Genomic DNA, 15,571 nt, shown 5'->3' with positions numbered 1-15,571 from the left:
ATGACCGACCTCCACGACTCCGCCGTTCTCGACTCCGCCCTTCTCGAGCACGCCCGCGCCCTCGACGCCGCCGATCCGCTCGCGGCGCACCTCGACGCCTTCGCCGATGCCCCGGGCGTCGACGCCTACCTCGACGGGAACTCGCTCGGCCGCCCCCTGCGCGACATCCCCGAGCGGCTCGCGGCCTTCGTGCGCGAGGACTGGGGCACGCGCCTCATCCGGTCGTGGGACGAGCAGTGGATGGCACTGCCGATGGAGCTCGGCGACCGCATCGGCCGCGTCGCGCTGGGCGCGGCATCCGGTCAGACCGTCGTCGCCGACTCGACCAGCGTGCTCATCTACAAGCTGATGCGCGCCGCGGCCGCCGCCGACCCGACCCGCACCGAGCTCGTGATCGAGGCGGGCAACTTCCCCACCGACCGATTCCTCGCCGAGGGCGTCGCCGCCGAGACCGGCATGACGCTGCGCTGGATCGAGCCCGACCCCGTGCTCGGCGTGAGCGTCGCCGACGTCGTCGCCGTCGTGTCGGAGCGCACCGCGCTCGTCTCGCTCAGCCACGTCGACTACCGCTCCGGCGCGCTGGCCGACATGCCCGCGATCACGGATGCCGTGCACGCCTCGGGCGCGCTCATGATGTGGGACCTCTGCCACTCGGCGGGCGTCGTTCCGATGCACCTCGACGCGTGGGGCGTCGACATGGCGGTCGGCTGCACCTACAAGTACCTGAACGGCGGCCCCGGATCCCCGGCGTTCGCGTACCTGAACCGCGCGCATCAGGGCACACTGCGCCAGCCGATCCAGGGGTGGTGGAGCGCTGCCGACATCTTCGCGATGGGGCCGGAGTACGTGCCGGCCGGCGACATCCGCCAGCTGCTCAGCGGCACGCCGCCGGTCACCTCGATGCTGGCGATGCAGGGGATGCTCGACCTGATCGAGCAGTCGACGATCGAGGCGGTGCGCGCGAAGTCGCGCTCGCTCACCGACCTCGCGGTGCGCGCGTTCGACGAAGTGCTCGCCCCGCTCGGCGTGCGGCTGCTCAGCCCGCGCGACGCCGACCTGCGCGGCGGGCACGTGACGATCGGGCACGCCGATTTCCGCGAGGTCACGCAGAAACTCTGGGCGGAGGGCATCATCCCCGACTTCCGGTTCCCCGACGGCATCCGCCTCGGCCTGTCGCCGCTGAGCACCTCGCACGTCGAGACCGTGACCGGCGTGCTGGCGGTGCGCGACGCGCTGCGCGCATGACGACGACGGCCGAGGGCACGGGGGTGGCGGCATCCGTCGTCGACGACATCGACGCGCGCCCCGGCAGCACGGCGTCGCTGCTGCGCACGGTCGTGGGCCTGTTCCTGCGCCCGCTCGGCTGGATCTCGACGGCCGATCTCGTCGCGCTCGCCGGTGATCTCGGCATCGAGCCGGCACAGGCCCGCACCGGCATCGCGCGGCTCAAGCAGAAGGGCCTGCTGCTGGCCGAGCGGCGCGACGCCGTCGGCTACCGCCTGAACCCTGCCGCCCTGCCGATGCTGCAGCGCGGCGATCGGCGCATCTTCGCGATGCGGCAGATGACGGATGCCGATCCCTGGTGCCTCGTGTCGTTCTCGATCCCCGAGACCGAGCGGGCGGTGCGGCATCAACTGCGTCGGCGACTGCACTGGATCGGGGCGGGGGTGGTGTCCTCCGCCCTGTGGATCTGCCCCGGACACCTGCAGGACGAGGTGCGGCAGATCGTCGACGAGGTCGGGGCGCGGGCGTGGGTCACACTCTTCCCCGCAGGGATGCCGGTGGGCTCCGGCACGCTGGCCGAGGCCGCGGCGCGCTGGTGGGATCTCGACGCCCTCGCCGCGGAGCACCGGCGGTTCCAGGAGTCGCTCACCGCGCTGCCCGCCGAACCGTTCGCCGCGTACGTGCACCTGCTCGACCGCTGGCGCACACTCCCCTACCTCGACCCCGGCCTGCCGCCGTCGATGCTGCCCGCCGACTGGCCGGGCACCCGCAGCTTCGCCGAGTTCGCCTGGCTGTCCGACACGCTCGAGGGCCCGGCCATGGCGCACGTGCGCGCGGTCACCGGGGGCTGACGGGTTTGGGCCGGGCCCTTCGACAGGCTCAGGGACCCAGTAGTGGGTCGCTGAGCCTGTCGAAGCGTCCCCGCACGAGAGCGGTCAGCCGTCGAGGCCGGCGAGGAAGGCGCGCACGTGCTCGCCCAGCTTCACGATGCGCAGCTCGCGCGCGAGTTCGCGGTCGAAGCCCTCGTAGGCGAGCGGGGGCAACCGACGCACGTTCGCCGAGCATCCGAAGTTCGCGCACACGAGGGTGCCGACCGTGTCGCCCTTGCGACCGGCCGGCCCGGCCTTGCGCGCGGTGAACAGCTGCACGTCGTTGCGCAGCGTGACGTCGTCGCACCACGAGCACTGCGCGCGGGCGATCACGCGCTGCTCGGCCTGTTGCAGCAGGGCGCCCGTGAACTCGCCGTCGACCTCGGCGATCACGTATGCGCGGCGCGGCGCCTTGGGGTCGACCCAGCCGAGGTAGTCGATCCGGTCGAAGTCGATGTCGGCGAAGCCGGCGGGCAGATTCAGGTCGGAGACCTCTTTGCGGGAGGCGTTGCGGAAGGAGGCGCGGATGGCGCGCTCGTCGATGGGACGCATGGGAGTGGATGCTTTCGTCTGATGCTCGCCACGGGAGGACGAGTCGAGAAGTGGAGGATGAGGGAACGATGAAGCACCGGAGACGGCATCCGCCTCCGGCCGGTCGTCAGCCTCTGCCCGCGGCACTGTGCGCGCCTGCGGCTCCTGCCTGCGCCACCCGGGCGCTCCTCGAGAACATCACCCGGCGAGCCTACACCCGCCCCCTGTCGGGGGATCAATATGTCGGTTTCCGGGGCCATTGGAGGCGACAAAGTGATCCCGCAGCGTGAACCCGCGGCCTTAAACATCCGTGGAGGGAGCGGACGGCCGAACGCAACGGCGAGACGACGAAGGCCCTCCCCGCGAGCATGCGGGGAGGGCCTTCCTGCGGGTGAGCGCTACGCGGTGAGCGTGGGGATCTCGTAGCGGCGCGGGGTACCGAAGCGATGCGCCGAGACCGACACGGCCTGCTCGCGCAGGTACGGGAGCATCTCGATGCGGCCGGCGGTGACGACCGGCTGGCCGTAGACCGCGACGGCCGGGGAGCCGCCGGTGCGGGCCGCGGTGTCGGCCGTGCTGCCCCCGACGAGACGGATGCGTCCGCCCGTCTGCGCGAGGCGTGCGGCGCGGGCGGTCCAGGCGGTGCCGCTCTCGACCGCGATCGTGACGCCGGCGGCGCGCAGCCACGACGAGACGGATGCCGGCAGGTCGGCCGCCGCGCTCACCGTGAGCGCGGCTCCGGTGCGGAGTCCCGCCGCGAGGGCGCGGATCGCGTGCACGGTCGTCGCGTCCTCGACGCGCACCGTGACGGGCACGGCGTCGTAGCGCAGGGCGTTCTGCTCGGTCTCGAGACCGGTCGCGTCGACCACGGCACCGAACTCCGCGGCCCATGCGGCCACGTCGGTCGACAGCGCGCCGGCGAGCCAGGCCGCGTCCTCACCCGAGAGGTCGCCGGCGGCGACGAGCGCGGCCTTCGACAGGGCATCGGTGGGGGCATCCGCGGCGATCGGGGCGTCGACCCAGTCGGACAGGCCGATCAGGTAGCTCGGGCCTCCGGCCTTGGTGCCGGCGCCGACGGCGGCCTTCTTCCAGCCTCCGAACGGCTGGCGCTGCACGATGGCGCCGGTGGTCCCGCGGTTGACGTAGAGGTTCCCGGCCTGCACGTTCGCGAGCCACTGGGCGACCTCGTCCTCGTCGAGCGAGTGCAGGCCCGAGGTGAGACCGTAGTCGATCGCGTTGACCATGGCGGTCGCCTCGTCGAGGGTCTTCGCCGTCATGATGCCGAGCACCGGGCCGAAGTACTCGGTCAGGTGGAACGGGCTGCCGGCCGCGACACCCGAACGGATGCCGGGGCGCCAGTACTGCCCCTCGTCGTCGAGCTTCTGCGGCTTCAGCACCCAGTTCTCCCCGGGCTCGAGCGTGGTGAGGGCGTGGAGCAGCTTGCCCTCGGCCGGTCCGATGAGCGGCCCGATGCGGCTGGAGCCGTCGCTGGGGGCGCCGACCTTGTACGAGCCGACGGCGTCGACGAGCTGGCGGCGGAACCGCTCGCTCTCGGCGACCGTGCCCACGAGGATCACGAGCGAGGCGGCCGAGCACTTCTGGCCCGCGTGGCCGAACGCCGAGTACGCGACGTCCTTCGCGGCGAGGTCGAGGTCGGCGCTGGGGGTGACGATGATCGCGTTCTTGCCGCTGGTCTCGGCGAGCAGGGGCAGGTCGGGGCGGAAGCTGCGGAACAGCTCGGCCGTCTCGTACCCGCCGGTCAGGATGACGCGCTCGACGGCGGGGGCGCTGACGAGCTGCTTTCCGAGCTCGCGCCCGTCGAGCTGCACGTACTGCAGCACCTCGCGGGGCACACCGGCCTCCCACAGCGCCTCGACCATGACGGCGCCGGAGCGACGGGCCTGGCGTGCGGGCTTGATGATCACCGGAGAACCGGCGGCGAGGGCCGCGAGGGTGGATCCGGCGGGGATCGCGACGGGGAAGTTCCACGGCGGGGTCACGACGGTGAGCCCGACGGGGCGGTGCTCCGCGCCCGGGATGTTCTCCGCGCGCTTCGCGCTCTCGGCGTAGTAGTGCGCGAAGTCGATCGCCTCGGAGACCTCGGGGTCGCCCTGCTCGAGCACCTTCCCGGCCTCCGAGCCCATGACCTCGAGCAGGTCGGCGCGGCGCGCCTCGAGCACGTCGCCGGCGCGGTGCAGGATCTCGGCGCGACCGGCGGCGCCGAGCGCACGCCAGGCCTCGCCTGCCGCGGTCGCCTCGGCGATCACTGCGTCGAGGGCCGCGGCATCCGACAGCGTGTGCGTGCGGACGGTCTCGTCGCCGAGCGTCGACGACTCCATGCGCGAGCGGATGCCGTCGCCCCAGGCGCGGTTGGCGGCGAGGCTCGGGTCGGTGTCGGGGGTGTTCTCGAAGTCGTCGCGCGGGGCGGCGGGGGCTGCCTGGGTACGGTCCTGCACGCGGTTCGAGGCGGGGACCTCGGTCGGCATCGACGCGATCGAGGCGAGGAAGCGGTCGCGCTCCCGGGCGAACAGCGCGGGCTGCTCGTCGAGGTCGAACACGGCCGACATGAAGTTGTCGGTCGACGCTCCCTCTTCGAGGCGGCGGATCAGGTACGCGATCGCGACATCGAACTCGGCCGGGTGCACGACGGGCGTGTAGAGCAGCAGCGAGCCGACCGTGCGGCGCACGACCGTCGCCTGCGCGGATGCCATGCCGAGCAGCATCTCGAACTCGATGCCCTCGGTGGCGCCGCGCTGGTTCGCGAGCAGCCAGGCGAGGGCGATGTCGAAGAGGTTGTGACCGGCGATGCCGATGCGCACGTTGCCGATGCGCTCGGGGTGCAGGGCGTAGTCGAGCACGGCCTTGTACGAGGCATCCGATGCCTCCTTGCTGTGCCAGGTCGCGAGCGGCCAGTCGTGCGACTCGGCGTCGACGCGCTCCATGGGCAGGTTCGCGCCCTTGACGACGCGCACCTTGACGGGCGCGCCACCGGAGGCTGTGCGGGCCGCCGACCACTCCTGCAGGCGGATCATCGCGCCGAGGGCATCGGGCAGGTAGGCCTGCAGCACGATGCCGGCCTCGAGGGAGCGGAACTCCTCGCGCTCGAGGATCGTCGTGAAGACCGCGATCGTGAGGTCGAGGTCCTTGAACTCCTCCATGTCGAGGTTGATGAACTTCCCGCGCTTCACCGCGATGCGGTACAGGGGGGCGAGGGCGTCGACGGCGTGCGCGACCGCGTCGTCGAAGGCCCAGGGGCTGTGCGGGGCGACGGTGGACGACACCTTGATCGAGACGTAGTCGACGTCGCTGCGCTCGAGCAGACGACGGGTGCCGTCGAGGCGGCGCGCGGCCTCCTCCTCGCCGAGGATCGCCTCGCCGAGCAGGTTGACGTTGAGGTGCACGCCGTCGGTCGACTTGATGCGCGTGATGGCCTTGCCGAGCTTGGCGTCGGTGGCGTCGACGATGAGGTGGCGCACCATACCGCGGAGCACCCGGCGGCTGATCGGCACGACGATGCCGGGGAACGCGGGGGCGAGCGCGCCGCCGAGCTTGATGAGTCCGCGCAGCGCACCGGGCAGGAACGCCGGGGTGAGCGGCACGAGGTCGCGGAGGTTGGCGGCGGCGACCCTGAGGTCTTCGGGGCGCACGACGCCGTCGACGAAGCCGACCGTGAAGTCGAGACCGTTCGGGTCGCTCAGCACACCGGCGAGGCGCTTGGCGGCGGTGTCGGCCGGCACCTCACGGCTCTCGACGAGCCAGCGCTGGACGAGCGCGACCGCGTCGTCGGCGAGGGCGGCGAGCTCTGCGCTACCGGTCGGGGCGGGGGAAGTCTGCGTCATCGGGGGTCCTCTTCGTCTGAGCTCGTACGCCGAGCACGCGCGCGTATGGGTGCGACTCTCAGTGTGGAGCGAAGCATCCGTTATGAAAAGCGAACGTTTACGATGGGTACTGTTCGGTATCATCGATGCTTTCGGGAGGTCTCCGTGTTCGAGCTGCGCCGCCTGCGCCTGCTGCACGAATTGCACCTGCGCGGCACGATCGCCGACGTCGCCGCCGCCCTGTCGTTCAGCCCCTCGACGGTGTCGCAGCAGCTCGCGCAGCTCGAGCGCGAGGCCGGCGTCGCGCTGCTCGAACCCGACGGACGGCGGGTGCGCCTCACCGCGCGCGGACGCCTGCTCGCCGCGCATGCCGCACGCGCGCTCGAACTCGACGAGGCCGCTCGCGCCGAGCTCTCGGGGGAGGCTCCGGCGCAGGTGCGCATCGCCGTCATGCCCACGGCCGCGGAGGCGCTCGTGCCGGCGGCACTCACGCTGCTGGCCGAGCGGATGCCGGGGCTCCGCCTCGAGATGGTCGAGCTGCCGCCCGAGATCGCGCTCTTCGAACTGCAGGCCCGCGCATTCGATCTGGTCGTCGCCGAGCAGTACCCCGGCCACACGCGGGAGATCGCCGACGGGATCGACCGCACGTTGCTGGGCGTCGATCCGATCCGACTGGCCGTGCCGCGCGGCGATGCAGCCCGCGGGCTCGACGACCTTCGCGACCGCGCCTGGGTGCTCGAACCGCAGGGCGCCGCGGTGCGGAGATGGGCCGTGCAGCAGTGCCGGGCCGCGGGGTTCGAGCCCGATGTGCGCTTCGAGGCCACCGATCTCGTCTCGCACGCCCGACTCGTGGCCGCCGGCCACGCCGTCGCGATGCTGCCCGACCTCGTGTGGACAGGCGGGCGGTCGACCGTGAGCCTGCGGGAGCTGCCCGGGTCGCCCGTGCGTGAGATCTTCGCCGCCACCCGCTCGTCGTCGCGCGACGATGCCGCGGTCACGGCGGTGCGCGACGCGCTGGCCGACGCCCTGGCGGCGCACGACCCGCGCTGAGTCGCGCCGAGGTTCCGCTTCGCGAGCGAGACGAAGAGCCGCCGCCGTGCGCACTCCCGGTTCCTGAGCGAGCGCAGCGAGACGAAGGGCCGCCGCGGCCCGGAACTGGGTCCTTGAGCTTGTCGAAGGGCCCCGCCCCGCGTGCACTTCCGGTTCCTGAGCAAGCGGAGCGAGACGAAGGGCCGCCGCGGCCCGGACCTGGGCCCCTGAGCTTGTCGAAGGGTCCCGCCCCGCGTGCACTTCCGGTTCCTGAGCAAGCGGAGCGAGACGAAGGGCCGCCGCGGCCCGGAACTGGGTCCCTGAGCCTGTCGAAGGGTCCCACCCCGCGTGCACTCGTTCTGCACCGGTGCTGCGTTGCCCCGAGTTCTCCACCATTCACGTCGATACTGCCTGTGGCCTGGTCTTTTCGTGTCCGAATGTCGGTGGCCCCTGGTGGACTGAGTGACATGAACAGCACCGCCGAACTTCTGGATCGGGTCGCCACCGACCTGGCCACGGTGCTGCGTGCCGATGTCGTGGCGGGGCTGTCGGATGCGGAGAAGATGGAGGTCCTCCGCGCCGCCGGCGAAGTCGCCCGCCGGGTGGACGCGGTGATCGCGGAGACGGTCGGGTCGGTCGATCAACGCCCCGCCGGGTCCGGGGAGCTCGCATTCTGCGGGAGGTTCGGATGCCGCACGATGAACGAACTCATCCAACGCGTCCTCCGCACGGACGCGGCCGGCTCGGCACGGGTCGTGAAAGCCGGGAAGATCGTCCGGCGGGAGCTGGACTACTCGTCCGGTGCGCTGCTGCCCGCCCGCTGGCCGGCCCTGCGGGAGACGTTACTGGAGGGGGCCGTCGGGATCGCGGGACTGTTGGCGGCGACCGGGCCGGTCGAGCAGGCCGGGCCCCGCATCGGCGCGGCGGACCGGTTGCGTGCCGATGCCGAGCTGGCCGAATACGCGCGTGGGCTCGTGGCCGTCGATGGATCTGACGTGGATGCCGCCGCGGATGCGGGCCCGCCGGCCACACCCGAGGACTTGAAGTTGTTGTCGCGGGTGATCGTGACGTATCTCGATCCGGACGGTGCGGAACCCGCGGAGGAGCGGGCGATGCGTGCCCGCGGGATCGTGCTCGGCCGGGTGAAGGACGGGGTGATCCCGATCCGCGGGTCGCTGCTGCCCGAGGCGGCGGGGCAGTTGCAGCGCATCTGGGATGCGTACCTGAACCCGAAAGTCGACGGACCACCTGTCCCGGTGACCTCGCCTGGTGCGGGAGCGGCCAGTGGGGTGAGGTTCGTCCCCTCCGCCGACGGTGCTGCGCTCGGTACGGATGACCATTCACTGACCGGCGAAACGCAGGATCTGCTCGACGATAACCTCCTCCCGCTCGAAGATCGTGTCCTCTCGTCCGACACATTCCTGCCCTCCGGCGACCCAGGCGGGATGGTCGATGACCGGTCGCGGGCGCAGAAGCAGCACGACGCCCTCGCCGCGGCGCTCGGCATCGCGGCGCGTCACGGTGACATGCCCTCCCTCGGTGGCGCGGCCCCCACCCTGGTCGTGTCGGTGACTGTGGAGGACTACACGTCCGGGCGGGGCTGGGCGCACGTCGACGGTGTGGATGATGCCCCCGTCTCCCTGTCGACCGCCCGGCACACCGCCTGCGGCGGCAGCATCCAACGCGTCACCTCCGACCCGGCAGGCCGCATCATCGGGATCGACACCACCGACCGGGTGTTCACCGCCCACCAACGTCGTGCGATCACCCTCCGCGATAGGGAGTGCCTCATCCCCGGATGTCACGTGCCCGCGAGCTGGTGCGAGATCCACCACGTCATAGAGCACGCCCGCGGAGGACCCACCAGCACCGACAACGGCGTCACCCTCTGCTGGCACCACCACCGCACCCTCGACACCTCCGGCTGGCACATCCGCATGCACAACGGCACACCCGAGATCCGCGGACCCGCCTGGTGGGACCCCCACCAGAAATGGCGAACACCCCGCCCCACCACACGCACCACCACCACCACACGCACCTCCACCACCGCCACCGCCACCACCGCCGTCACCCCCACCGCGACCACCACCGCCGCCGCCGCCGCCACCGCGGCTAGACAGCGAACCCGAACCCGAACCCGAGCACCGATGCGCGCATGAACGAGTGCACGACCTGTCACGCGCCCGACCGGTTGTCAATCCCGTGGTCGCCTCGCGCGGGCGGTGCGATGGTGGCCATTCCAACGATCCCCACACGGAGAGGATGACGCCATGAGCGCGGGAGACGACATCAAGAACAACGCCGAGAAGCTGGCCGGAAAGGCCAAGGAGGGCGTGGGCAAGCTCACCGACAACGAGCGCCTCGAAGCCGAAGGTCGCGCAGACCAGACGAAGGCCTCCGCCAAGCAGGCGGGCGAGAACGTGAAGGACGCCGCGCAGAAGGCCGGCGAGAACGTCAAGGACGCGTTCGACCGCTGAGACAGAAGAGCCCCGCTCCTGGGAGCGGGGCTCTTCGCCCTCCGGCACGACGTCCGGACACAGAGGAGGCCCGCCACTCGGGCGGGCCTCCTCTTTCTGGTCTAGCTGCGGCGACTGCCGGTGATCGATCGGATGAGCCATGCGATCACGGCGATAGCGAGGAGCACGAGGCCCACCCACAGGAGGAACTGCAGAGACTGCACGAGTCCTCCGGTGATCGCGAGAATCACGGCGATGACGATGACGATGATGAGGAGGATGTTCATCGTTCTTCCCTTCTGTTCGAGGCGGGCGCCCCGAATTGCTGTAGCCCTCACGTTAGGGGCCGATGCCCGCCGGAGCAGAGGGGGTTGACGCGGACACCTCCGGAATGCCAAGGGAAACTGAGGAGAGGACGACATCATGCCCGGACGACGCAACAGTTCATTGAAGGATCCGGAGCTCTACGAAGAGCTCCGCGATGACGGAGCTTCGAAGGAAAAAGCCGCCCGCATCTCGAACGCGGCCGCCCGTGACGGCCGCAAGGCCGTCGGCCGACGCGGCGGGGAGAGCGGCGACTACGAGGATTGGACGGTCTCCGAACTGCGCGCCCGCGCGAAGGAGCTCGGAATCACCGGCTACAGCGGCAAGCGCAAGGCCGAGCTCATCTCGATGCTGCGGAACCACTAGGCGGCCTCGGTGACGCGCTTCGGCATCGAGGAGGAGTTCCTGCTGGTCGACCGGAGCACGCTCGTGCCGCTGGCCATGGCCGACGGCACCCGGGAACGGCTCGCACCCGAGGGCGGCGGGCGGATCCTGCCCGAGTTCCTCACCTCCCAGTTCGAGTGCGTCACCGATCCCCTCTCGTCGATGACGGATGCCGCGGCGCAACTGCGGCACCTTCGCGCTGCACTCGCGGCGCACGCCGCCCCGTTGGACGCCGTGATCGCCGCATCCGGCACGCCGTTCAACACCACCGGACACGCGACGATCTCCGCGTCGCCGCACTACGACCGCGTCTCGGCGCAGCTCGGCGCGATCGCGCGCGGCCACGAGGTGAACGGGCTGCACGTGCACGTCGAGGTCGCGGATGCCGAGGAGCGCGTGCGAGCGCTCAACCGGGTGCGCGGCTGGTTGCCGGTGCTACTCGCCCTCACCGGCAACAGCCCCTTCGCCGAGGGGGCGGCAACGGGCTTCGCGAGCTGGCGCAGCATCCTGATCCGTCGCCTGCCCGCGACGTGGACGCCGCCCCGATTCCACGATCTCGACGACTACGAGGAACAGGTGGACCGGCTGATCGCACTCTCCGCGATCCCCGAGCGGTCGTCGCTGTCGTGGGCGGCGCGACTCTCGGACCGCTTCCCGACGGTCGAGTTGCGCGTGTGCGACGCGCAGCTCGAGATCGACGACACACTCTTCACGGCGGCCCTCACCCGCGCGATCGTGGTGAGCGACGACGGCCCCACGTCGGCGGCCCCGGTCGAGCAGATCGACGCCGGGCTCTGGGTGGCCGCGCGGCACGGCATGGCGGGGACGGTCGTCGATCCCGCGACGGGCCAGACGACGGATGCCTGGGCCGCGGCGCACCGGCTGCTCGACATCGTAGGGCCCGCGCTCGAGCAGCTCGGCGACGCGGAGTTCGTCACCGCGCAGGTCGACCGCATCCGGAGGGACGGCACGGGCGCCGAGCGCCAGCTCCGCGCCCATACGCACGACGGCCTGAGCGGCCTCCGACGACTGCACCTCGCGGGGAGCGACTCTGGAGGGTCCGCAGGAGAGCCCGCCGCAGCGTCCGCCGCAGAGTCCGCCGCAGAGTCCAGCCCCGGGGAGTGAGTTCCCGGCATCCGCCCTCGACGTCTGCCGCCGGGAGTAGCCTTCGCCTGTGGCATCCTTCTCCGGCGTCCAGCGCCTGGTCATCTCGATCGCGGTCCTCGCGTCTTTCGTGACGTTCCTCGACGGCACCGTCGTGAACGTCGCACTGCCCGCGATCAGCCGCGAGCTGGGCGGCGGCATCACGACTCAGCAGTGGGTGGTCGACGCGTACCTCATCACGCTGAGCGCGCTGATCCTGCTGGCGGGTTCGGTCTCCGACGCCTACGGCCGCGTGCTCGTGATGCGCGTGGGGCTCATCGCCTTCGGCGTCGCTTCGATCGCGGTGGCCGCGGCCCCTGACCCACTGGTGCTCATCATCGCCCGCGCGGCACAGGGTGCGGCGGGCGCACTACTGGTCCCGAGTTCGCTCGCCCTGATCACCGCGACCATGCGCTCCGACGTGCAAGCGCGCGCGATCGGCGTGTGGACCGCGTTCACGACGGCGGCGCAGCTGGTCGGCCCGCTCATGGGCGGACTCTTCGTCGACTACCTGTCGTGGCGCTTCGTGTTCCTCATCAACGTGCTGCCGATCGCCCTGAACCTGATCCTGCTGTCACGGCTGAAGCTGGCCGAGAAGCCGAGCGGTCGCCGCGTCGACTGGTTCAGCGGTGCGCTGTGCGCGATCGGCCTCGGCGCCGTGGTGTTCGCGCTCATCGAGCAGCCCAACTACGGCTGGGGCTCCCCCGCCATCTGGATCCCGGGCATCGCGGGGGCCGCCCTGTTCGCGTGGTTCCTGCTGCGGCAGCGGGGCTCGGCCTCACCGCTCATGCCGCTGTGGCTCTTCCGCGTGCGCGATTTCGGCTGGGGCAACCTCGCCACCTTCTTCGTCTACGCCGCGCTCTCGCTCAACGGATTCGTCGTGGGCGTCTACCTGCAGCAGGGCGCCGGTCTCAGCGCCACCGCCGCCGGTCTCGCGAGCCTGCCCATGACGATCCTGATGATCCTCGTCAGTTCGCGCGCCGGGGCATGGGCCGGGCGGTTCGGTCCGCGCATCTTCATGACGATAGGTCCCGCGATCATGGCCGTCGGGGCCCTCATGCTGCTGCTCGTCGCCGAGGACTTCGACTACTGGTGGCAGGTGCTGCCGGCCATGATCGTGACGGGTCTCGGCCTCGCTCTCACGGTCGCTCCGCTGACCGCCGCGATCCTCGGCGCGATCGATCAGGAGCACTCCGGCATCGCCTCGGCGGTCAACAACGCCGTCTCGCGCGTCGCCGGCCTCCTCGTCGTCGCGATGCTGTCGACCATCGTCGGCGGCATGCTCGACCTCGACGGGTTCCACAGCGCCGCCTGGGTCACCGCCGCGCTGCTCGTGCTCGGCGCGATCGTGTCGTGGATCGGCATCCGCCGCAATCCCGCCGAGGTCGAAGACGCCGTGACCCCGGCATCCACTCCGTCCCCGGCGGCGCCGACGGCCCCGACGGCCCCGACGGCCCCGACGGCCCCGACGGCCTGAGTCGAACCCTGCCTGCGCAGGATCTCGCAGATCTGCAGCCATCTCGCACGAATGCGGCCGATTCCACGTGAGACTCCGCAGATCTGCGAGATCGGGTCAGGCGCGGCGACGGCGGCGCCGTGCAGCTGCGCCCGCCGTCGCGGCACCGGCGGCGAGCAACCCGCCGGCCAGGAAGAGCGCGGCGGCCGGCACGTCCCCGCCGGTCGTCGCCAGATCGTCCTGAACGCCTGCATCGGATGCCCCGCCCGACCCGTTTCCGGAGCCGGAGCCTGAACCCGAGCCCTCACCGGGAGTGCCCGGATCCACCGGATCCACGGGATCCACCGGGTCGACAGGGTCCACCGGATCCACCGGGTCGACGGCATCCGCGACCGCGACCGGCGCGCTCTCGACCGCCGCCGCATCCAGCGCGGTCACGACCCAGCTCTCCCCCGCCGCGCGAGCCGCGACATCCGCAGCACCCGCATCCGCAGCACCCGCATCCGCAGCACCCGCATCCACGGGAAGAGCCCACGCGAACTCCCCCGCACCCCCGGCCCACACGGTGTCGACCAGCGTGCCCGGAGCGGCGACGATCTCCTCGGCCGTCCCGGTGCCGCGGTAGATCGCGTACTGACGGGCCTCCGTCACATCACCGGCCGCCCAGACGAGCGCGCCGTCGTCGACCGCGACGCCCGTCGGAGCGGCGACCGCACCGTCGGAGAGCCACGGCTTCGCCGGAACGATCGTCGGATGCGCGAACGCCTCGCCCTTCAACAGGTCGATCGCCGTGTTCTTCGCCTGATTCTTGGGCTGCTGGTCGGCGGGCAGCGCGGCGATGTCGCTGGGCTTCATGTCGTTGTAGCTGAACAGCACGCTGCCGTCGATGCCGTCGAGCTTCTGGTTGAAGCGGATCTGGTTCGGCACCTCTTCGGGGTTCATCCACGCGGCTTCCCAGCCGCCGTTGTTGACGTGCTTGTAGAGCGCGTGCCCGACGTAGATCTGCGTGCGGCTCTCGGCCGTGGTGTCGCTCCACCACTGTGCGAGCTCGCCGTAGGGGGCTGCCGCCTGGTCGAAGCTCCAGTAGATCTGCGGGGTGAGGTAGTCGATGAGCTCGTCCTGCACCCAGCCGCGGGTGTCCGCGAACACGGCATTGCTGTAGGTCTGCGACGACCCGGTCGGGGTGTGCGATCCGGCGGGGTCGAGGGCCTGGTGCTCCCAGATGCCGAAGGGGCTGATGCCCAGCTGCACGGCGGTGCCGGCATCCGCGTTGTGGGCGTCGACGGCACCGGCGACCTGTGTGACGAGACCCGTGATGTTGTCGCGGCGCCATGCCTCGATGCCCGCCTGCGTGTCGGGGTAGCCGGCGGTGAGTCCGAATTCCTCGAAGGTCGCGCGATCCTCGCCCTGGGCGCCGAAGAAGACGTTCACGCCGTCGACCGTGATCCGGTACGGGTAGAAGTAGTCATCGAAGTGGATCGCGTCGACGTCGTAGTTCTCGACGATCTCGGCGACGGATGCCGCGACGTACGCGGGCACCTCGGGCTGGCCGGGATCGAGGAACAGCTTCTCCTCGAACGAGAGCACCCAGTCGGGATGCTGCACGGCGAAGTTGTCGTCGGCGAGGATGCCGGCGCCGTTGAGTGCGGCGATGTACTCCGGGATCGTGAGCGCCTTCACCTCATCGGCGGTCAGCCCGAGGGCGGCGAGGGTCGCGGGCGCGGTCATCTTGGTGTTGGTGACGCGGTAGGGGTTGAGCCAGGCGTGGAACTCCATACCGCGCGCATGGGTCGCGTCGACCATCTTCTGCAGCGGGTCGTACCCGGGGTCGGTGCCCTGCGGACCTGCGAGGAACTCCGACCACGGGTTGAGCTCCGAGGGGTAGTAGGCGTCGAGCAGCGGGCGCACCTGGAATATCACGGCGTTCATGTTCCACGAGGCGAAGTCGTCGAGGACGGTGGCGTACTTCGCGTCGAAGTCGGCGGCATCCGCGGGCTTGCCGAAGTTGAGGTTGCCGATCGTGCCGACCCAGGCGCTCGAGAAGCGTCGGTTCTCGGCTTCCAGCGTCGTGGGGATCGCGACCTGCTCCCCCGAGCCGGGGAAGGTCTCGACCGCGTCGGTGCCGTAGCCGTAGACGCCGGCGGCATCCTTCACGAACTTGTACAGCGGATCCTCGTCGGGAGCGGCGGCAACGGCCGCGGCCGGGAGGGCGAGCATCAGCAGGGCGGCGGTCGCGGCGGCGGTGGATCTTCTCAGCATCGAGTCCTCGTTCACTTCGGCGTTCACGGTGGTAACCATTTCCACATTCAGCATTGTTAGTGGAACTAACTAACA

Annotated in this window: 12 protein-coding genes; 8 read left to right on the top strand and 4 right to left on the bottom strand. The window is 71.0% G+C overall.

Features of this window, described 5'->3' with window-relative positions:
• Together ACIQTT_RS13815 and ACIQTT_RS13810 are read left to right on the top strand one after the other, a co-directional pair.
• Positions 1-1,245 (top strand): kynureninase, encoded by a 1,245-nt coding sequence (locus ACIQTT_RS13815; RefSeq protein ID WP_402791009.1) that lies wholly within the window; start codon positions 1-3, stop codon positions 1,243-1,245.
• Positions 1,242-2,075 (top strand): PaaX family transcriptional regulator C-terminal domain-containing protein, encoded by an 834-nt coding sequence (locus tag ACIQTT_RS13810; protein WP_402791006.1) that lies wholly within the window; start codon positions 1,242-1,244, stop codon positions 2,073-2,075. Before ACIQTT_RS13815 ends, ACIQTT_RS13810 begins: the two co-directional genes overlap by 4 nt.
• A gap of 84 nt (positions 2,076-2,159) precedes the next feature.
• Here the strand turns inward: ACIQTT_RS13810 and ACIQTT_RS13805 are convergent, their stop codons facing one another.
• Positions 2,160-2,645 carry an FBP domain-containing protein gene (locus ACIQTT_RS13805; RefSeq protein ID WP_402791004.1) on the bottom strand — a complete coding sequence of 162 codons (486 nt, stop codon included), beginning with the start codon at positions 2,643-2,645 and terminating at the stop codon, positions 2,160-2,162.
• Positions 2,646-3,022: 377 nt separating this feature from the next.
• Positions 3,023-6,463 carry a bifunctional proline dehydrogenase/L-glutamate gamma-semialdehyde dehydrogenase gene (locus ACIQTT_RS13800; RefSeq protein WP_402791001.1) on the bottom strand — a complete coding sequence of 1,147 codons (3,441 nt, stop codon included), beginning with the start codon at positions 6,461-6,463 and terminating at the stop codon, positions 3,023-3,025.
• A gap of 144 nt (positions 6,464-6,607) precedes the next feature.
• Here ACIQTT_RS13800 and ACIQTT_RS13795 point away from each other — a divergent pair, with 144 nt between their 5' ends.
• From ACIQTT_RS13795 to ACIQTT_RS13785, 3 genes are all read left to right on the top strand, one after another.
• Positions 6,608-7,492: a LysR family transcriptional regulator gene (locus ACIQTT_RS13795; RefSeq protein ID WP_402790998.1), complete on the top strand. Its 885-nt coding sequence runs from the start codon at positions 6,608-6,610 to the stop codon at positions 7,490-7,492.
• A gap of 446 nt (positions 7,493-7,938) precedes the next feature.
• Positions 7,939-9,633: a DUF222 domain-containing protein gene (locus ACIQTT_RS13790; RefSeq protein ID WP_402790995.1), complete on the top strand. Its 1,695-nt coding sequence runs from the start codon at positions 7,939-7,941 to the stop codon at positions 9,631-9,633.
• A gap of 111 nt (positions 9,634-9,744) precedes the next feature.
• Positions 9,745-9,951 carry a CsbD family protein gene (locus tag ACIQTT_RS13785; RefSeq protein WP_402790992.1) on the top strand — a complete coding sequence of 69 codons (207 nt, stop codon included), beginning with the start codon at positions 9,745-9,747 and terminating at the stop codon, positions 9,949-9,951.
• A 101-nt stretch (positions 9,952-10,052) separates the two neighbouring features.
• Here ACIQTT_RS13785 and ACIQTT_RS13780 read toward each other — a convergent pair whose 3' ends face one another.
• A complete protein-coding gene (locus tag ACIQTT_RS13780; protein WP_247624650.1) occupies positions 10,053-10,217 on the bottom strand; it encodes a hypothetical protein in 165 nt (54 codons plus the stop codon).
• Between the two features lie 136 nt (positions 10,218-10,353).
• Between ACIQTT_RS13780 and ACIQTT_RS13775 the strand changes: the two genes are divergently transcribed.
• Genes ACIQTT_RS13775 through ACIQTT_RS13765 form a run of 3 tightly spaced genes read left to right on the top strand, consistent with a single transcriptional unit; the run spans position 10,354 to position 13,258 of the window.
• Positions 10,354-10,620: a Rho termination factor N-terminal domain-containing protein gene (locus ACIQTT_RS13775; protein ID WP_247624649.1), complete on the top strand. Its 267-nt coding sequence runs from the start codon at positions 10,354-10,356 to the stop codon at positions 10,618-10,620.
• A gap of 9 nt (positions 10,621-10,629) precedes the next feature.
• Complete coding sequence (locus ACIQTT_RS13770) at positions 10,630-11,763, top strand: YbdK family carboxylate-amine ligase (RefSeq protein WP_402790988.1); 1,134 nt, start codon at positions 10,630-10,632, stop codon at positions 11,761-11,763.
• 49 nt (positions 11,764-11,812) lie between these two features.
• Positions 11,813-13,258 (top strand): MFS transporter, encoded by a 1,446-nt coding sequence (locus ACIQTT_RS13765; protein WP_402790985.1) that lies wholly within the window; start codon positions 11,813-11,815, stop codon positions 13,256-13,258.
• Between the two features lie 96 nt (positions 13,259-13,354).
• On the opposite strand, the gene ACIQTT_RS13760 is transcribed toward ACIQTT_RS13765, so the two are convergent.
• Positions 13,355-15,535 carry a glycoside hydrolase family 10 protein gene (locus tag ACIQTT_RS13760; protein ID WP_402790982.1) on the bottom strand — a complete coding sequence of 727 codons (2,181 nt, stop codon included), beginning with the start codon at positions 15,533-15,535 and terminating at the stop codon, positions 13,355-13,357.
• Between the last annotated feature and the right edge of the window lie 36 nt (positions 15,536-15,571).

This window comes from Microbacterium sp. NPDC090225 (assembly GCF_044772365.1).
Lineage (GTDB): Bacteria > Actinomycetota > Actinomycetes > Actinomycetales > Microbacteriaceae > Microbacterium.
Note: the sequence above shows the minus strand (reverse complement) of the source record. Positions and strands in the feature narration are given on the sequence as shown.